Annotated in this window: 17 protein-coding genes and 4 tRNA genes; 5 read left to right on the top strand and 16 right to left on the bottom strand. The window is 70.1% G+C overall.

What is annotated here, in order from left to right:
- Positions 1 to 610: 610 nt before the first annotated feature.
- The 7 genes from rplL to ACIGXW_RS27080 form a co-directional block, all read right to left on the bottom strand.
- Positions 611 to 994, bottom strand: coding sequence for a 50S ribosomal protein L7/L12 (gene rplL, locus ACIGXW_RS27050; protein WP_071961689.1), 384 nt, complete (start codon positions 992 to 994; stop codon positions 611 to 613).
- A 110-nt stretch (positions 995 to 1,104) separates the two neighbouring features.
- The gene (rplJ, locus tag ACIGXW_RS27055; RefSeq protein ID WP_071961688.1) at positions 1,105 to 1,662 is read right to left on the bottom strand and encodes a 50S ribosomal protein L10; all 558 of its coding nucleotides are present in this window, start codon (positions 1,660 to 1,662) and stop codon (positions 1,105 to 1,107) included.
- Positions 1,663 to 2,038: 376 nt separating this feature from the next.
- A complete protein-coding gene (rplA, locus tag ACIGXW_RS27060; RefSeq protein WP_071961687.1) occupies positions 2,039 to 2,755 on the bottom strand; it encodes a 50S ribosomal protein L1 in 717 nt (238 codons plus the stop codon).
- A 107-nt stretch (positions 2,756 to 2,862) separates the two neighbouring features.
- Positions 2,863 to 3,297: a 50S ribosomal protein L11 gene (gene rplK / locus ACIGXW_RS27065; RefSeq protein WP_071961686.1), complete on the bottom strand. Its 435-nt coding sequence runs from the start codon at positions 3,295 to 3,297 to the stop codon at positions 2,863 to 2,865.
- 160 nt (positions 3,298 to 3,457) lie between these two features.
- Complete coding sequence (nusG, locus tag ACIGXW_RS27070) at positions 3,458 to 4,354, bottom strand: transcription termination/antitermination protein NusG (protein WP_071961685.1); 897 nt, start codon at positions 4,352 to 4,354, stop codon at positions 3,458 to 3,460.
- An 84-nt stretch (positions 4,355 to 4,438) separates the two neighbouring features.
- Positions 4,439 to 4,729 (bottom strand): preprotein translocase subunit SecE, encoded by a 291-nt coding sequence (gene secE / locus ACIGXW_RS27075; RefSeq protein ID WP_071961684.1) that lies wholly within the window; start codon positions 4,727 to 4,729, stop codon positions 4,439 to 4,441.
- 106 nt (positions 4,730 to 4,835) lie between these two features.
- Positions 4,836 to 4,908, bottom strand: a tRNA-Trp gene (locus tag ACIGXW_RS27080).
- Positions 4,909 to 5,231: 323 nt separating this feature from the next.
- Between ACIGXW_RS27080 and ACIGXW_RS27085 the strand changes: the two genes are divergently transcribed.
- Together ACIGXW_RS27085 and ACIGXW_RS27090 are read left to right on the top strand one after the other, a co-directional pair.
- Positions 5,232 to 6,470 (top strand): pyridoxal phosphate-dependent aminotransferase, encoded by a 1,239-nt coding sequence (locus tag ACIGXW_RS27085; protein ID WP_399575351.1) that lies wholly within the window; start codon positions 5,232 to 5,234, stop codon positions 6,468 to 6,470.
- Positions 6,471 to 6,599: 129 nt separating this feature from the next.
- Positions 6,600 to 7,694 carry an adenosine deaminase gene (locus tag ACIGXW_RS27090; RefSeq protein ID WP_399575352.1) on the top strand — a complete coding sequence of 365 codons (1,095 nt, stop codon included), beginning with the start codon at positions 6,600 to 6,602 and terminating at the stop codon, positions 7,692 to 7,694.
- On the opposite strand, the gene ACIGXW_RS27095 is transcribed toward ACIGXW_RS27090, so the two are convergent.
- The 8 genes from ACIGXW_RS27095 to ACIGXW_RS27130 form a co-directional block, all read right to left on the bottom strand.
- Positions 7,684 to 8,739 (bottom strand): UDP-N-acetylmuramate dehydrogenase, encoded by a 1,056-nt coding sequence (locus ACIGXW_RS27095; protein ID WP_399575353.1) that lies wholly within the window; start codon positions 8,737 to 8,739, stop codon positions 7,684 to 7,686. The genes ACIGXW_RS27090 and ACIGXW_RS27095 overlap by 11 nt on opposite strands.
- A gap of 216 nt (positions 8,740 to 8,955) precedes the next feature.
- Positions 8,956 to 10,374: an MFS transporter gene (locus tag ACIGXW_RS27100; protein WP_399575354.1), complete on the bottom strand. Its 1,419-nt coding sequence runs from the start codon at positions 10,372 to 10,374 to the stop codon at positions 8,956 to 8,958.
- 77 nt (positions 10,375 to 10,451) lie between these two features.
- The gene (locus ACIGXW_RS27105; protein ID WP_399575355.1) at positions 10,452 to 11,000 is read right to left on the bottom strand and encodes a TetR/AcrR family transcriptional regulator; all 549 of its coding nucleotides are present in this window, start codon (positions 10,998 to 11,000) and stop codon (positions 10,452 to 10,454) included.
- 86 nt (positions 11,001 to 11,086) lie between these two features.
- Positions 11,087 to 11,521: a MaoC family dehydratase gene (locus ACIGXW_RS27110; RefSeq protein WP_071965748.1), complete on the bottom strand. Its 435-nt coding sequence runs from the start codon at positions 11,519 to 11,521 to the stop codon at positions 11,087 to 11,089.
- Positions 11,521 to 11,973 (bottom strand): MaoC family dehydratase N-terminal domain-containing protein, encoded by a 453-nt coding sequence (locus tag ACIGXW_RS27115; RefSeq protein ID WP_071965747.1) that lies wholly within the window; start codon positions 11,971 to 11,973, stop codon positions 11,521 to 11,523. The genes ACIGXW_RS27110 and ACIGXW_RS27115 overlap by 1 nt, the downstream gene beginning before the upstream one ends.
- A gap of 91 nt (positions 11,974 to 12,064) precedes the next feature.
- Positions 12,065 to 12,229: a 50S ribosomal protein L33 gene (rpmG, locus tag ACIGXW_RS27120; protein WP_030986111.1), complete on the bottom strand. Its 165-nt coding sequence runs from the start codon at positions 12,227 to 12,229 to the stop codon at positions 12,065 to 12,067.
- Between the two features lie 85 nt (positions 12,230 to 12,314).
- Positions 12,315 to 12,387, bottom strand: a tRNA-Met gene (locus tag ACIGXW_RS27125).
- Positions 12,388 to 12,438: 51 nt separating this feature from the next.
- A tRNA-Thr gene (locus ACIGXW_RS27130) sits at positions 12,439 to 12,511 on the bottom strand.
- Between the two features lie 255 nt (positions 12,512 to 12,766).
- Here ACIGXW_RS27130 and ACIGXW_RS27135 point away from each other — a divergent pair.
- Both ACIGXW_RS27135 and ACIGXW_RS27140 read left to right on the top strand, forming a co-directional pair.
- The gene (locus tag ACIGXW_RS27135; RefSeq protein ID WP_399575356.1) at positions 12,767 to 14,038 is read left to right on the top strand and encodes an amidohydrolase family protein; all 1,272 of its coding nucleotides are present in this window, start codon (positions 12,767 to 12,769) and stop codon (positions 14,036 to 14,038) included.
- Between the two features lie 21 nt (positions 14,039 to 14,059).
- Positions 14,060 to 14,722, top strand: a complete 663-nt coding sequence (locus tag ACIGXW_RS27140; RefSeq protein WP_399575357.1) for an NAD(P)H-binding protein — start codon at positions 14,060 to 14,062, stop codon at positions 14,720 to 14,722.
- An 86-nt stretch (positions 14,723 to 14,808) separates the two neighbouring features.
- Here the strand turns inward: ACIGXW_RS27140 and ACIGXW_RS27145 are convergent.
- Positions 14,809 to 14,890: transfer RNA gene (locus ACIGXW_RS27145), tRNA-Tyr, on the bottom strand.
- A gap of 183 nt (positions 14,891 to 15,073) precedes the next feature.
- On the opposite strand from ACIGXW_RS27145, the gene ACIGXW_RS27150 reads away from it, so the two are divergent.
- Entirely contained in the window at positions 15,074 to 15,562 is a 489-nt protein-coding gene (locus ACIGXW_RS27150) for a YajQ family cyclic di-GMP-binding protein (protein WP_071965857.1), read from the top strand.
- The last annotated feature ends 71 nt before the right edge of the window (positions 15,563 to 15,633 follow it).

The raw sequence follows: 15,633 nt of genomic DNA on the forward strand, positions 1-15,633 counted from the left end.
AGGGCTCGGACTCACTACGCGCGTACCGGTCCCACTCGTCGCGTACGAGAGAAATCCCAGCTCAGGGGGTTTCCATCAGCTGTGCTCGAGAGTGGGCATGCCCCTGGTGACGGGCAGGGAGCAGCTAACAGGCAGCGCAAAGGGTCAGTGTAGCCACTTGGCCCACTGATGTCCAGAGCGGATTTCCGGAGACCGGTGCGATACCAATCTCTCCCTCCGGGATCCTGTTGTTCCTCATCGCCTGGCGCCCGCCCGACGCAAGCCATGCGCCGGAAGCGCATGACGATACTTCCCTCTCCGCCGTCGATCCATGCCTCGGCCTGAGGATCGAAGTGCGACGCGTCCGGGACGCGTCCTGAGAATCGCGCGCGGCGTGCCGTTCGTCAAGGCCCCTCGGCCCCCGGCAGCCTCCGTAGCGGGGGCTTCGACGGGTTCGTCGGAGATCTGGGCCGCCCCGGGGCAACGAAGATCACCATACTCGCCCCCGGGGGCGGGTGTGCGCATCCGTTCCGGGAACGCCCAAGGGCGACCACCCGTGTGGGTGATCGCCCTTGAGTTTGCGACGTACGTCAGGACGCACGTCCCAGAGGAGTCAGTCGACTCCGTGAGGTCACTTGACCTCGACGGAGGCGCCGGCGCCCTTGAGGGCCTCGGCGGCCTTCTCCGCGGCGTCCTTGGCGACCTTCTCGAGGACCGGCTTCGGGGTGCCGTCGACGAGGTCCTTGGCCTCCTTCAGACCCAGGGAGGTCAGCTCGCGCACGACCTTGATGACCTGGATCTTCTTGTCGCCGGCGCCGGTGAGGATGACGTCGAACTCGTCCTGCTCCTCGACGGCCTCGGCGGCGGCAGCGGCGCCACCGGCGGCGGCAACGGCGACCGGGGCAGCGGCGGTGACGTCGAACTTCTCCTCGAACGCCTTCACGAACGCGGCGAGGTCGATGAGGGTCATGTCCTCGAACTGCGCGAGCAGCTCGTCCTGGGTGAGCTTCGCCATGATGGCGGTCCTTCCACTAATTCGGCAGGTGCCGGATGTACATTTCGGCGGGCGTACGTAGGGCCCGCTGCGACCGTGACGGGCGCGAGTGATTCAGGCGTGAGCCTGGATTACTCGGCAGCCTCGGCCTCGACGGGAGCCGGCGTACCGGCACCGCCCTGCTCGACCTTGTCGCGAAGCGCGTCCACGGTGCGGACCAGCTTCGAGGGCAGGGCCTGGAAGAGCGCGGCAGCCTGGGACTGCTTGCCCTTCATGGCACCCGCCAGCTTGGCGAGCAGAACCTCGCGGGACTCGAGGTCCGCAAGCTTCTTGATCTCGTCGGCGGACAGCGCCTTGCCGTCAAGGACACCGCCCTTGATGACGAGAGAGGGGTTTTCCTTGGCGAAGTCACGGAGACCCTTCGCCGCCGTGACCGGGTCACCGGTCACGAAGGCAACAGCGGTCGAGCCAACGAGGTGCTCGTCCAGCTGGATCCCGGCCTCGTTGGCCGCAATCTTGGTCAGCGTGTTCTTCACCACGGCGTAGTGAGCGTTGTCACCGAGCGACCGGCGCAGCTCCTTGAGCTGCGCGACGGTGAGCCCGGTGTACGAGGTCACAACAGCGGCGTTGGAGCTACGGAACTTGTCCGCGATCTCCTCGACAGCTGCGACCTTGTCGGGCCTCGCCATGAGCCTCGGCCTCCTTCCGGGTGATTCGGACCGCATAGGCGCGAGAAGGGACCTGGGCAAAACGAAACGCCCCGGCGCAGGCGCTCGGGGCGTGACTCGACCGTGCGGACGTAATTTTCTTACGCCTCGACGGGAGTGCAACCACAATCACCTGCGCAGGTCGCCCGCAGCTAGCGGATCCTTCGGCCACCACACCTCCGGGAGGAGGTACAGCAACGACCAGCGGTCTTTGGCTTCTGAAGGAGATTACGCGATACGTGCACAAGGATGCAAATCGAGCCGGGCCCCGCACCTTCGGAAAGGTGCGGGGCCCGGCCCACGAGGTGCGTTGCGCCCCCAGCTACCGCTGGAGGTGCCCCCGGCTACGAGACGGTCCTCAGACGGTCTCGTCCTCCACGAGGAGGTTGCGGGTGCGGTTGGGGTCCAGCGCGATGCCGGGGCCCATCGTGGTGGTCAGGGTCGCCTTCTTGACGTAGCGGCCCTTCGCGGCGGACGGCTTCAGACGGAGGATCTCCTCCAGCGCCGCGGCGTAGTTCTCGACCAGCTTGGCCTCATCGAACGACACCTTGCCGATGATGAAGTGCAGGTTCGAGTGCTTGTCGACGCGGAACTCGATCTTGCCGCCCTTGATGTCCGTGACAGCCTTCGCCACGTCCGGGGTGACGGTGCCGGTCTTCGGGTTCGGCATCAGGCCACGGGGACCGAGCACGCGGCCGAGGCGGCCGACCTTGCCCATGAGGTCCGGGGTGGCGACGACGGCGTCGAAGTCCAGACGGCCCTTCGCAACCTCGTCGATCAGTTCGTCGGAGCCGACGATGTCGGCGCCGGCGGCACGCGCGGCCTCGGCACGGTCGCCGGTCGCGAAGACCAGGACCCGGGCGGTCTTACCGGTGCCGTGCGGAAGGTTCACGGTGCCGCGGACCATCTGGTCGGCCTTGCGCGGGTCGACGCCCAGACGCATGGCAACCTCGACGGTCGCGTCGAACTTCACGGACGAGGTGTCCTTGGCGAGACGGACGGCCTCGAGGGGAGCGTACAGACGCTCCTTCTCGACCTTGGCGTCCGCAGCGCGGAGAGTCTTGCTGCGCTTCACTTCTGCTCCTGAAAGGGTTGAGCGTGGAGTCGTGGTCCGGACCAGCGCCGGTCCTGCCACTGGGGTGTCGATCATGCGGCTGACGCCGCGTGGTCAAACGGGGCTGGTCAGCCCTCGACCGTGACGCCCATGGAACGGGCTGTGCCGGCGATGATCTTCGCGGCGGCGTCCAGGTCGTTGGCGTTCAGGTCGGGCATCTTGACCGTGGCGATCTCACGGACCTGCGCCTCGGTGATCTTGGCGACCTTGGTCTTGTGGGGCTCGCCGGAGCCCTTGTCCACGCCCGCGGCCTTGAGGATCAGCTTGGCGGCCGGCGGGGTCTTCGTGACGAAGGTGAACGAACGGTCTTCGTAGACCGTGATCTCCACCGGCACGACCATGCCACGCTGCGACTCGGTCGCGGCGTTGTAGGCCTTGCAGAACTCCATGATGTTGACGCCGTGCTGGCCCAGCGCGGGGCCGACCGGCGGAGCCGGGTTCGCGGCACCGGCGCTGATCTGGAGCTTGATAAGCCCCGTGACCTTCTTCTTCTTGGGAGGCATTGCTCTCTCCGGGTCCTAGTGAGAGTTTTTTTGCCCACGCACACTGCGCGCAGGCATACCGCACCACGATAACGGGTAACGTGGCCGGGCCAAAAACCGAGAGGTCAGACCGGCTGTCTGCGCCGGTCTGACCTGTTCGGAAGCGTTTGCCAGAGAAGTGTTAGTTCTTCTGGATCTGGTCGAAGCTGAGCTCGACCGGGGTCTCGCGGCCGAAGATCTCGACGAGGCCCTTGACCTTCTTCGAGTCGGCGTTGATCTCGTTGATCGTGGCCTGCAGCGTCGCGAAGGGACCGTCCGTGACGGTGACCGAGTCGCCGACCTCGAAGTCCAGCACCTGGACCTCGACCTTGCGGCTGGGGGCCGGACGGCCCTCGGCCTCGGCGGCCTCCTTGGCGGCCTTCGCCTCGGCCTCGGGGGCGAGCATCTTGACGATCTCGTCCAGGGTCAGCGGGTACGGGTCGTAGGCGTTGCCCACGAAGCCGGTGACGCCCGGGGTGTTGCGGACGACGCCCCAGGACTCGTTCGTCAGGTCCATGCGCACCAGCACGTAGCCGGGGAGCTTGTTCTGGCGGACGGTGCGGCGGTCGCCGTTCTTGATCTGGACGACCTCTTCCTGCGGCACCTCGGCCTGGAAGATGTAGTCCTCGACGTTCAGCGAGACGGCGCGCTGCTCGAGGTTGGTCTTCACGCGGTTCTCGTAACCGGCGTAGGTGTGGATGACGTACCACTCGCCGGGCAGGCCGCGGAGCTCGTCGCGGAGCGCGGCGACCGGGTCGACCGGAGCGGCCTCTTCGGCGGCTTCCTCGGCCTCGGTCTCCTCGGCCTCCGCCGCCTCGGCAGCTTCGACGTCGTCGCCGGACTCGACGCGCAGCGCGGCCTCCTCGGCCGGCTCGCCCGCGGCGGCCTCTTCGGCGTCGAGCTCGTCGGCGCCGTCGGCGTTCTCGACGATCTCCTGCGCGGTGTCGTCGCCCTCGACCTCGGCCGAGACAGCCTCGTCAACGTTGGCCTCAGCCGCCGCGACGGGCTCGGCGGCGTCGTTCAGGTTCGGGTCAGACACGTGGCTGCTTCTTCCTGGCTTCAAGGGGTGGAACGAGCGAAGAGGCGGCTCTCCGGAAAGGCCGCCTTACGCGCGGGACCGGGCTCAGCCGAAGACGTACTTGACGGCCTGCTCGAACCCATAGTCAATCACGGTCACCAGACCAATGACGATGACAACAAAGACGATCACCACAGTGGTGTACGTCGACAGCTGGCTCTTGGTGGGCCAGACGACCTTGCGGAGCTCGGCGACTACCTGACGGTAAAAGAGCGCGAGGCGACCCAGGGGGCCCTTCTTCCCGCGCTTTCCACCACGGCGGCCCTTCTTCGTGGCCACCTCGTCCTCGGGACGACCGCTCTCAGGCGTCGCGGTGGAGCCAAGGGCTTCCGTCACTACGTCCTCACCTGAATCCGGGTCGTGGCCGTGCCGCGCCCGGTTGAGCCGCACGGCGGTGCATTTCAGTACGTACGCACGCACGCACCCAGTGTGATGCGTGTAGCAGGGCCGAAGGGACTTGAACCCCCAACCGCTGGTTTTGGAGACCAGTGCTCTACCAATTGAGCTACGACCCTTTGTGGTTCCCCCAACGTACCGCATCCATCCGGATGCACGGTGTGCACGCACGGAGCGGATTCGCCGGTGAGGGGCCAACGACGGTTGAGTGTACGTGGTCCGAAGCGTGTCGTCGAACAGCTGTGGACCTTGCGTTCCCCGAAGGCACCCCGGACCGGGACGGACCGGGCACCCAAGCCGCCCGGAAGGGCGGTCGGAACGGGGTGGGCGACGGGCCCCGGAAGGGCCGGTAATCCCCCCGCCATTGAGGCCGTGGAGCGTGCCCCGACCGGTGTGCGAAACCAATGTGCCCGGCCGCCGGAAGGTCTGCGACGATGCCTTTATGACCGCTGCGACTCCTTCCGCCCAGTCCCCCACCGAACGCCGGGTGTCGGCGCGAATCGGATCGATCTCCGAGTCCGCCACCCTCGCCGTCGACGCCAAGGCCAAGGCCCTCAAGGCCGCGGGCAAGCCCGTCATCGGCTTCGGCGCCGGCGAGCCCGACTTCCCCACCCCCGGCTACATCGTCGAGGCCGCGGTGGAGGCCTGCCGCAACCCCAAGTACCACCGCTACACCCAGGCGGGCGGCCTGCCCGAGCTCAAGGCCGCGATCGTCGAGAAGACGCTGCGCGACTCCGGCTATGAGATCGACGCCTCCCAGGTCCTGGTCACCAACGGCGGCAAGCAGGCCATCTACGAGGCATTCGCCGCGATCCTCGACCCGGGCGACGAGGTCATCGTCCCGGCCCCGTACTGGACCACCTACCCCGAGTCGATCCGGCTCGCGGGCGGCGTCCCGGTCGACGTCGTCGCCGACGAGACCACCGGCTACCGGGTCTCGGTCGAGCAGCTCGAGGCCGCGCGCACCGAGCGCACCAAGGTGGTCCTGTTCGTCTCGCCGTCCAACCCCACCGGCGCGGTGTACACCCGTGACCAGGTCGAGGAGATCGGCCGCTGGGCCGCCGAGCACGGCCTGTGGGTGCTCACCGACGAGATCTACGAGCACCTCGTCTACGGCGACGCGGAGTTCTCCTCCCTGCCGGTGGTCGTCCCCGAGCTGCGCGACAAGTGCATCGTGGTCAACGGCGTCGCCAAGACCTACGCCATGACGGGCTGGCGGGTGGGCTGGGTCATCGGCCCGAAGGACGTCGTCAAGGCCGCGACCAACCTCCAGTCGCACGCCACGTCCAACGTGAGCAACGTCGCCCAGGTCGCGGCGCTGGCCGCCGTCTCCGGCGACCTGACGGCCGTCGAGGAGATGAAGGTCGCCTTCGACCGCCGCCGCCGCACGATCGTCCGGATGCTCAACGAGATCGACGGCGTCGTCTGTCCCGAGCCCGAGGGCGCGTTCTACGCCTACCCGTCGGTCAAGGGCCTGCTCGGCAAGGAGATCCGCGGCAAGCGCCCGCAGAGCTCCGTCGAGCTGGCCGCGCTGATCCTGGACGAGGTCGAGGTCGCGGTCGTCCCCGGCGAGGCCTTCGGCACCCCGGGCTACGTGCGTCTGTCCTACGCACTGGGCGACGAGGACCTCGTCGAGGGCGTCTCGCGCATGCAGAAGCTGCTGGCGGAGGCCCGCGACTGACGCGAGCGGCACCACTGTCCGTGTGATGCGGGCCCCGGCGACGCGCCGGGGCCCGCATTGGTTTTCGGTACGGCGCCCGTTCAGGGAAAGCCCCTTCCGGATGTCCGGTCCGTACGGCAAGATCCCAGGATGGAGAGTGTTCGCGACGTCCGACTGCTGCCGAAGGCCCATCTGCACCTGCACTTCACCGGGTCCATGCGCCCCTCGACCCTGCTGGAGCTCGCCGACAAGTACGGCGTGCACCTGCCCGAGGCGCTGAGCGGCGGGGAGCCGCCACAGCTCCGGGCGACGGACGAGCGGGGCTGGTTCCGCTTCCAGCGGCTCTACGACATCGCGCGTTCGTGCCTGCGGTCCGAGGAGGACATCCGGCGGCTGGTGCGGGAGGCCGCGGAGGAGGACGTCCGGGACGGCTCCGGATGGCTGGAGATCCAGGTCGACCCCACCTCGTACGCGCCCCGCCTGGGCGGGCTGATCCCGGCGCTGGAGATCATCCTCGACGCGGTGGAGGACGCGTCGAAGGAGACCGGGCTGGGGATACGGGTGCTCGTCGCCGCCAACCGCATGAAGCACCCCCTGGACGCGCGTACGCTCGCGCGCCTCGCCGTCCGGTATGCCGACCGGGGCGTCGTCGGCTTCGGCCTCTCCAACGACGAGCGGCGCGGGCTCGCCCGCGACTTCGACCGCGCCTTCGAGATCGCCCGGGAGGGCGGTCTGCTGGCCGCGCCGCACGGCGGTGAGCTCTCGGGCCCCGGCAGCGTCCGGGACTGCCTGGACGACCTCTACGCGGCCCGCGTCGGCCACGGGGTGCGCGCGGCCGAGGACCCGCGCCTGCTGGCGAAGCTCGCCGCCCGCGGCGTCACGTGCGAGGTCTGCCCCTCCTCGAACGTCGCCCTGGGCGTCTACGAGAAGCCGGGCGACGTGCCGCTGCGGACCCTGTGGGACGCCGGCGTGCCGATAGCGCTGGGCGCGGACGACCCCCTGCTCTTCGGCTCCCGCCTGGCGGCCCAGTACGAGCTGGCCCGCGAGCACCACGCCTTCACGGACGAGGAGCTGGCGGAGCTGGCGCGGCAGTCGGTACGGGCGTCGGCTGCGCCGACGGACGTACGGGACCGGTTGCTGGCGGGCATCGACCGATGGGTTGTGGGCGGTCGTTCCGCTGGGGCGGAACGGGTGGGCACAACCCACCCGCAGCCCGACGCCGGCAGCAACCGGGCTACAGGCTGACGCCCACGGTCACCGGTTCGTTCACGAGGGTGACCCCGAAGGCCTCGTGGACCCCGTCCCGGACCTCACGGGCCAGGGCCAGGAGATCTTCCGTGGTGGCCTCACCCCGGTTCGTCAGCGCCAGCGTGTGCTTCGTGGAGATCCGTGCTCTCCCGGCCCCGTACCCCTTCGTGAAGCCGGCCCGGTCGATCAGCCACGCCGCCGAGGTCTTGATCATCCCGTCGCCCGCCGGGAACGCCGGCGGTGCGACGTCCGGGCCGAGCCGCTCGGCCACGCGGTCCAGGAACGCGGCGTGCTCGGCGGCGGTGAGGATCGGGTTGGTGAAGAACGAACCCGCGGACCACGTGTCGTGGTCCTCCGCGTCGAGGACCATGCCCTTGCCGGCCCGCAGCCTGAGCACCGTCTCCCGGGCGACGGCGGCCGGGACGCGGTCGCCGGCCTCGACGCCGAGGGCGCGGGCGGTCTCGGGGTACTTCAGGGGCGCGGAGAGGCCTCCGGCGTCCTCCAGCTCGAAGCGGACGCGCAGGACGACGTAGCGGGTGGGGTCCTCCTTGAAGCGGCTGTGGCGGTAGGAGAACGCGCACTCCGCGTTGGGGATCGTCACCGTGTCGCCGGTGCGGCGGTCGTACGCGACCACCTCGGTGATCGTGGAGGCCACTTCCTGGCCGTACGCGCCGACGTTCTGGATGGGCGTCGCGCCGGCGGAGCCGGGGATGCCGGCCATGCACTCGATGCCGGCCAGGCCGGCCGCGACGGTGCGGGCCACGGCGTCGGACCAGTTCTCGCCGGCGGCGAGCTCCAGGCGGGTGCCGTCGAGGGCGAAGCCGGTGGTGGCGATGCGCAGGGCGGTGCCCTCGAAGCCCTTGTCGGAGATGACGAGGTTGCTGCCGCCGCCGATGATCAGCAGCGGGGTGCCGGTCTCGTCGGCCTCGCGGACCGCGTCGATCACCTCGGCGTCGGTGACGGCCGTGATGAGGCGGGTCGCCGGGCCGCCGAGGCGGAAGGTGGTCAGGGGGGCCAGGGGGGCGTCGTGTCGTTCCTGCACGGGCACCAGGGTACGGGGGCGTGGGCGGGACGTCGGTCGTGGTGGCGGTCCGGGCCGTCGTGGTGCCGGGCGCCGGCGGCTCCGGGGGTCATTCCGGAATCGGATATTTACGGGCGGGGAGCCGTCTCCCGCACGGGAACCCCGCACGCCGCCCACAAATATCCGGCAGCATTCCGGAACGACCCCCTCCGCCGCCGGCGCCCTCCCGTCCGTTCCTCAGACCCTGGCCGGGGTGCGGGCCGGTTCTTCCTGTTGCGGTTGCTTCCTCCTGGTGGGGAGCAGGGCTGCCGCTAGGGCCACTGCCGCCGCCCCCGTCCACAGGGCCGGGCGTATGCCGTCCAGAAAGGTCGCGGCGGACTCGTAGCCGCCCTGCGCCGAGAAGACGGAGGCCATGACGGCCACGCCCAGGGCGCCGCCCACTTCGCGCAGGGCGTTGTTGGCGCCGGAGGCGATGCCCTGTTCGGCGGGGCGGACGCTGGACATCACCAGGTTCGCGGCGGGCGCGAAGTACAGGGCCATGCCGACGCCGCTGACGATCAGTGCGGGGAGCTGGGCCGCGTAGGAGACGTCGGCCTCGATCACCACGGCGAAGAGGGCCAGGCCCAGGGCCTGGAGGGCCAGTCCGGCGGTGACCACGGGGCGGCCGCCGATGCGGTCGGAGAGGTAGCCGGCGAGCGGCGCGACGATCATCGGCATGCCCGTCCAGGGCAGCATGCGCAGGCCCGCCTCCGTGGGCGAGTAGCCGCTCACGTTCTGGAGGAACTGGCTGAGCAGGAAGATCGACCCGAACATGCCCAGGAACATCAGGAGGCTCGCCGCGTTGATCGCGCTGAAGGCACGGTTGCCGAAGAGGCGCATGGGGAGCATGGGGGCCTTGTTGTGGAAGCCGTGGTGGACGAACCCGCCCAGGAGCGCGGCTCCGGCCAGGAAGCTGACGACCACCGGGGTGCTGGTCCAGCCGTCCGAGGGGGTCTTGACCAGGGCGTAGACGATGCCGAAGAGGCCGCCGCTGACGAGGAGCGTGCCGGGGACGTCGAGGCGGGCGCCGGGGGCGTACGACTCGTTCAGGCGGAAGCGGGCGAGCGGCAGGAGGACCAGGCCGAGCGGAACGTTCAGCCAGAAGATCCAGTGCCAGGAGACGTGCTCGGTGAGGCCGCCGCCGACGAGGGGGCCGCAGGCGACGGCGAGGCCGTTGACCGCGCCCCAGACGCCGTACGCCATGCCGCGCCGTGCGGCGGGGACGGCGGCCGTGAGGAGGGTGAGGGTCAGCGGCATCATGATCGCTGCCCCGGCGCCCTGGACGGCGCGGGCGGCGATGAGGCTGTCGATGCCGGGGGCCGCCGCCGCTGCTGCGGATGCGGCGGTGAATATCGCAAGGCCGGTGAGGAAGAGCCTGCGGCGGCCGAAGCGGTCACCCAGCGCCGCGCCGAGCATCAGCAGGACCGCGAAGGTGAGGGTGTAGGCGTTCACCGTCCACTCGAGCTCTTCCAGCCCTCCCCCGAGGTCCTTGCGGAGGGAGGGCAGCGCCGTGGTGACGACGAGGTTGTCCAGGGCCGCCATGAAGCCGGCGACGCTGGTGATGATCAGGGCCCAGATGGCGCCCGTGCGGGAGGTGGGTGGGTGCTGGTCCTGCACTGGATTTCCCCCTGTGATTAGTTATTGATTACTAACTCCTGTGGGCGTGCGGAGGCCGCCCCCTCCCCTGCTCCCGCCTAGTGGGGCTTGGCCAGGTGGAAGCCGGCCCAGACACGGTGATCGGCCGGGAAGCCCAGGGACAGCAGGGTGTTGATGAGCATCCCGTAGGCCCAGAACTCGGTGGTCTGCTTCTGGTCCGCCCCGAGCGAGAGGTGGACGGAGTCCCAGAACTCCAGCCAGCTCTCCCTGATGGTGCGGCCGAACTCGTGGTCGCCCGCGGCCTCGGCGGAGGCCACCGCCACGTAGATCTGCATCTGGAACAGCAGCTGCTCGGGATCGGTGTCCACCAGATAGGCCTCCGCCATCAGGCGGTGGGCCTCTTCGGGCGACGCGGCGTCCTTGCGCGCCTCCTCGAAGAGCAGCCGGGTCTCCTCCAGGCAGCGGTTGGCCGCGGCCAGGAAGATCGCCTGCTTGCCGGGGAAGAGCCGGAAGAGGTACGGCTGGGAGACCCCGACCCGGCGGGCGATCGCCTCGGTGGAGGTGCCGTGGTAGCCCCCGCGCGCGAACTCGGACATCGCGGCGCGGATGACACTCTCGCGGCGCTCTTCGGCGGTCATCCTGGGCATGGAGAGCAAGTTAGTGGCCACTCACTAACGAGTCAATGAGTAAGGGGCGCCCGCAAATGCGGGCGCCCCTTACTCGTGCCTGCTGATCAGGCGAGCTTGACCACGGCGCGGGCCATGCCCAGCACCTTCTGGCCGTCGCTCATGGCCACCAGGTCCACGCGGACCGTACGGGCCTCGTCGTCGAGCTTGGCCGCGACCTTGGCGCTGACCTCGACGGTCGCGCCCTTGTCGTCGTTCGGTACGACCACGGGCTTGGTGAACTTCGTCCCGTAGTCGATGACGGCGGCCGGGTCGCCGACCCAGTCGGTCACGACGCGGATCGCCTCGGCCATGGTGAACATGCCGTGCGCGATGACGTCCGGCAGTCCGACCTCCTTGGCGAACTTCTCGTTCCAGTGGATCGGGTTGAAGTCGCCGGAGGCACCCGCGTAGCGGACGAGGGTGTCACGGGTCACAGGGAAGGACTGGGCGGGCAGCTCGGTGCCGACCTCTACCGCGTCGTACGACATCGTGGCGGCCATCACGCCTCCTCGGCGGCGCGCGCCACCAGCTTCGTGTGGACGGTCACCACGTGCTCCTCGTTCGCGTCGTGCACCTCGCCGCGGACCATCAGCACGTCGTTGCCGGCCAGGGACTTGATCGACTCGATCGTGGAGGTGACCGTCAGCCGGTCGCCGGCGCCGACCGGGCGGGTGTAGGCGAACTTCTGCTCGCCGTGCACCACACGGTCGTAGTCGAGGCCCAGCTGGGGGTCCCTGAGGACCACCCCGGCGGCCCGGAAAGTGATCGCGAACACAAAAGTCGGCGGAGCGATCACATCCGGGTGCCCGAGCGCCCTTGCGGCCTCGGGGTCGGTGTACGCCGAATTGGCGTCGCCGATGGCCTCGGCGAATTCGCGGATCTTCTCCCGGCCGACCTCATAGGGATCGGTGGCCGGATAGGTCCGTCCGACGAAGGACTGGTCGAGCGCCATGGGCTCGGCACCTCCTGGACTGGGATTCCGTGGGTACATACGCCATGAGGCCGCCCCCAGAAGTTGGGGACGGCCTCATGAACGTTCGCGTTTAGCGGGTCTCGCGGTGAGCCGTGTGGGACTTGCAGCGAGGGCAGTGCTTCTTCATCTCAAGACGGTCCGGGTCGTTGCGCCGGTTCTTCTTGGTGATGTAGTTCCGCTCCTTGCACTCCACGCAGGCCAGCGTGATCTTCGGGCGGACGTCGGTGGCAGCCACGTGAGTGCTCCTTGACGGAATGGACGGATGAACGCATAAAAGAGTAGCCGATCGGAGGACCGACCCCACAATCGGCTACTGTGTGTAGCGGTGACCGGACTTGAACCGGTGACACAGCGATTATGAGCCGCTTGCTCTACCGACTGAGCTACACCGCTTTGATGAGGGAGAGTTTCCCCGCCCGAAGGCGAGGAAACCTCACACACCAGAGCCCCAAAACGGAATCGAACCGTTGACCTTCTCCTTACCATGGAGACGCTCTGCCGACTGAGCTATTGGGGCGAGCGAGGAAGACATTACACGGTCTGCCGCCGAAGGTGAAATCCGTATCGGGACGCCCCCGCGAGGGGTCGAACCGGAGGCGGGAGCGGGGCCCGCCGGAGATCGTCTTTCCGGCCCGTCGGCCCGCCCTCCCCCATCGGTCACGAGAGCCACACCAGTACGACTATTCGGCGCCTGCTCTGACCGGCCTCGTACGCGGCCTACGCTCGGGAGCGCTGCGTGATCATGCCCGCCCCGGCCACCCGGAGGATCGCGATGCCCGACAGTCAGCCGCAGCCCGCGAGAAGCCCCGACGGCGACGCCGCCACCACGCCCGGAGACGGCGTCCTGGTGCTGTGCGGCGCCCGGCTCGCGGACGGCCGCGTGGTGGACGTGCGCCTCAGCGGCGGGCGCGTGGAGGCCGTCGGCACGGCCGGCAGCCTCGCTCCCGGCCCGCGTGTCGACCTCTCCGGCTACGTCCTGCTCCCCGCCCCCGCCGAGCCCCACGCCCACTGCGACACCGCGCTCACGGCCGGCTCCGGCCCCCTCGCGTTCGGCGCCGAGGACGTCCAGCGCCGCACGACCGAGGCCGCCCTGCTGCAGCTGGGCCACGGCGCCACCGCGGTGCGCTCCCACGTCCGCGTCGGCGACGTCCAGGGGCTGCGCTCGCTGGAGGCCGTGCTGCGGGCCGGGCAGGCGCTGGCCGGGCTCACCGAGCTGAGCGTGGTGGCCGTCCCCCGGCTGCTGACCGGGGTGGCCGGCGCCGACGGCGTGGCGATGCTGCGGGACGCGGTCGAGATGGGCGCCACGGTGGTCGGCGGCTGCCCCGACCTCGACCCCGACCCGACCGGCTACGCCGAGACCGTGCTGGCGATCGCCGCCGAGCACGGCTGCGCCGTCGACCTCCACACGGACGGCGCCGACCCCCCGCGCCTGGCCCGGCTCGCCGCCATGGCCGGCGGGCTGCGCCCCAGGGTCTCCGTCGGCCCCTGCGGGGGCCTGGCGCGCCTGCCGCACGACCAGGCCGTACGGGCGGGCCAGCAGCTCGCGGCGGCCGGGGTGACGGTGATCTGCCTGCCGCAGGGCGACTGCGGCGTCATGGGCGGCGGCCACGGCGCCTGGTGCGCGCCCGTACGGCTGCTGCGGGCGGCGGGCGTACGGGTGGCCGCGGGCAGCGGCGCCCTGCGCGACGCCGCCAACCCCGTGGGGCGCGGCGACCCGCTGGAGGCCGCGTTCCTGCTGGCCTCGCACGGCGAGCTCGCCCCGGAGCAGGCCTACGAGGCCGTCAGCGGGCGCGCCAGGGCCGCGATGGGCCTCCCGGAGGTGCGGGTGGAGGCGGGCTTCCCGGCGGAGCTGCTGGCCGTGCGGGGCGGCGGGATCGCGGGGGTCCTCTCGCTCGGCTACAGCCGGCTCGTGGTCCACCGGGGCCGGGTGGTGGCCCGTACGAGCGCGGTGCGGGAGTACGGCGACGTCCAGGCCGACGACCGGGCCGCGGTGGCGCTGGACCTGCCCCGGCAGTCGCCGCGCGGCGGGGATCCCGAGCGGTGACGTGCGGCGTACGGTCGGATCATGCGCATTGTCATCGCTGGAGGACATGGTCGGATCGCGCTGCGGCTGGAGCGGCTGCTCGCCGGGCGCGGTGACGAGGTGGCGGGCATCGTCCGCCGCCCGGAACAGGCGGGAGACCTGCTGGCGGCGGGCGCCGAACCCGTGGTGGCGGACCTGGAGTCGGCATCCGTCGGGGACGTCTCCCGGCACCTGGAGGGGGCCGACGCCGCCGTCTTCGCGGCCGGCGCGGGCCCGGGCAGCGGCATCGAGCGCAAGGACACCGTCGACCGGGCGGCGGCCGGCCTCTTCGCCGACGCGGCGGAGGCCGCCGGGGTACGGCGCTTCGTGATCGTCTCGTCGATGGGCGCCGACCGTGAGCCCCCGCCCGGCACGGACCCGGTCTTCGCCGCCTACCTGCGCGCCAAGGCCGCTGCGGACGAGGACGTACGCGCCCGGGCGGGCCTCGACTGGACCGTTCTGCGCCCGGGCCGGCTGACGGACGATCCCGGTACGGGCCTGGTGGAGCTGTCGGCGGGCACCACGGGCCGCGGCGAGGTGTCCCGGGACGACGTGGCGGCGGCGCTGGCAGCCCTGCTGGACGAGCCGGGGACGGCGGGCCTGACGCTGGAGCTGATCGGCGGCGGGACGCCGGTAGCGGAGGCCGTCAGGGCCGTGGCGGGCTAGCGCGGGCCACGGCCTCCGGAACACCCCGGAACGCCCCGGACAACGAAAGAAGCCCCTGACCTTTGCAGGTCAGGGGCCTCATTCCGTGGCGGCGCCAGGATTCGAACCTGGGTAGGCTAAGCCGACGGATTTACAGTCCGCTCCCATTGGCCACTCGGGCACACCGCCATGGGTTGTCGTCTCGGTCGCTCTTTCGAGCGCTCCGGGGCAACGACGTAAACCATACCCGATGACCTGGGGTGGTCCGCCACTCGGTTCACAGCCCCTCGATCCCGCCCCGGGTGACTAGGCTTGCTGCGCGGCCACCGGCCGCGCCCCCTGATGGATCTACGTACGAGGAGCCAACTCAATATGGCCGACTCCAGTTTCGACATCGTCTCGAAGGTCGAGCGGCAGGAGGTCGACAACGCCCTCAACCAGGCCGCCAAGGAGATCTCGCAGCGCTACGACTTCAAGGGCGTCGGCGCCTCGATCGAGTGGTCGGGCGAGAAGATCGAGATGCGCGCCAACTCCGAGGAGCGGGTCAAGGCGGTTCTCGACATCTTCCAGTCCAAGCTGATCAAGCGCGGCATCTCCCTGAAGTCCCTGGACGCCGGCGAGCCGCAGCCCTCCGGCAAGGAGTACAAGCTCTTCGCCACGATCGAGGAGGGCATCTCCCAGGAGAACGCGAAGAAGGTCGCCAAGATCATCCGCGACGAGGGCCCCAAGGGCGTCAAGGCCCAGGTCCAGGGTGACGAGCTCCGCGTGTCCTCCAAGAGTCGCGACGACCTCCAGGCCGTCCAGGCCCTCCTCAAGGGCAAGGACCTGGACTTCGCGCTGCAGTTCGTCAACTACCGCTAGTCGACGGGCAGGCGGCACGCGCGGCACGCCAAAAGGGCGCGCCGGGAGCGGTTTTCACCACCGCTCCCGGC

Source organism: Streptomyces sp. NPDC053079 (genome assembly GCF_044546695.1).
GTDB lineage: Bacteria > Actinomycetota > Actinomycetes > Streptomycetales > Streptomycetaceae > Streptomyces.

Bases quoted from the DNA above. Each gene is read 5' to 3' on its own strand.
- rplL (WP_071961689.1), bottom strand. From the start codon at position 994: ATGGCGAAGCTCACCCAGGACGAGCTGCTCGCGCAGTTCGAGGACATG.
- rplJ (WP_071961688.1), bottom strand. From the start codon at position 1,662: ATGGCGAGGCCCGACAAGGTCGCAGCTGTCGAGGAGATCGCGGACAAG.
- rplK (WP_071961686.1), bottom strand. From the start codon at position 3,297: ATGCCTCCCAAGAAGAAGAAGGTCACGGGGCTTATCAAGCTCCAGATC.
- ACIGXW_RS27085 (WP_399575351.1), top strand. From the start codon at position 5,232: ATGACCGCTGCGACTCCTTCCGCCCAGTCCCCCACCGAACGCCGGGTG.
- ACIGXW_RS27090 (WP_399575352.1), top strand. From the start codon at position 6,600: ATGGAGAGTGTTCGCGACGTCCGACTGCTGCCGAAGGCCCATCTGCAC.
- ACIGXW_RS27105 (WP_399575355.1), bottom strand. From the start codon at position 11,000: ATGCCCAGGATGACCGCCGAAGAGCGCCGCGAGAGTGTCATCCGCGCC.
- ACIGXW_RS27110 (WP_071965748.1), bottom strand. From the start codon at position 11,521: ATGGCCGCCACGATGTCGTACGACGCGGTAGAGGTCGGCACCGAGCTG.
- ACIGXW_RS27115 (WP_071965747.1), bottom strand. From the start codon at position 11,973: ATGGCGCTCGACCAGTCCTTCGTCGGACGGACCTATCCGGCCACCGAT.
- ACIGXW_RS27135 (WP_399575356.1), top strand. From the start codon at position 12,767: ATGCCCGACAGTCAGCCGCAGCCCGCGAGAAGCCCCGACGGCGACGCC.
- ACIGXW_RS27140 (WP_399575357.1), top strand. From the start codon at position 14,060: ATGCGCATTGTCATCGCTGGAGGACATGGTCGGATCGCGCTGCGGCTG.
- ACIGXW_RS27150 (WP_071965857.1), top strand. From the start codon at position 15,074: ATGGCCGACTCCAGTTTCGACATCGTCTCGAAGGTCGAGCGGCAGGAG.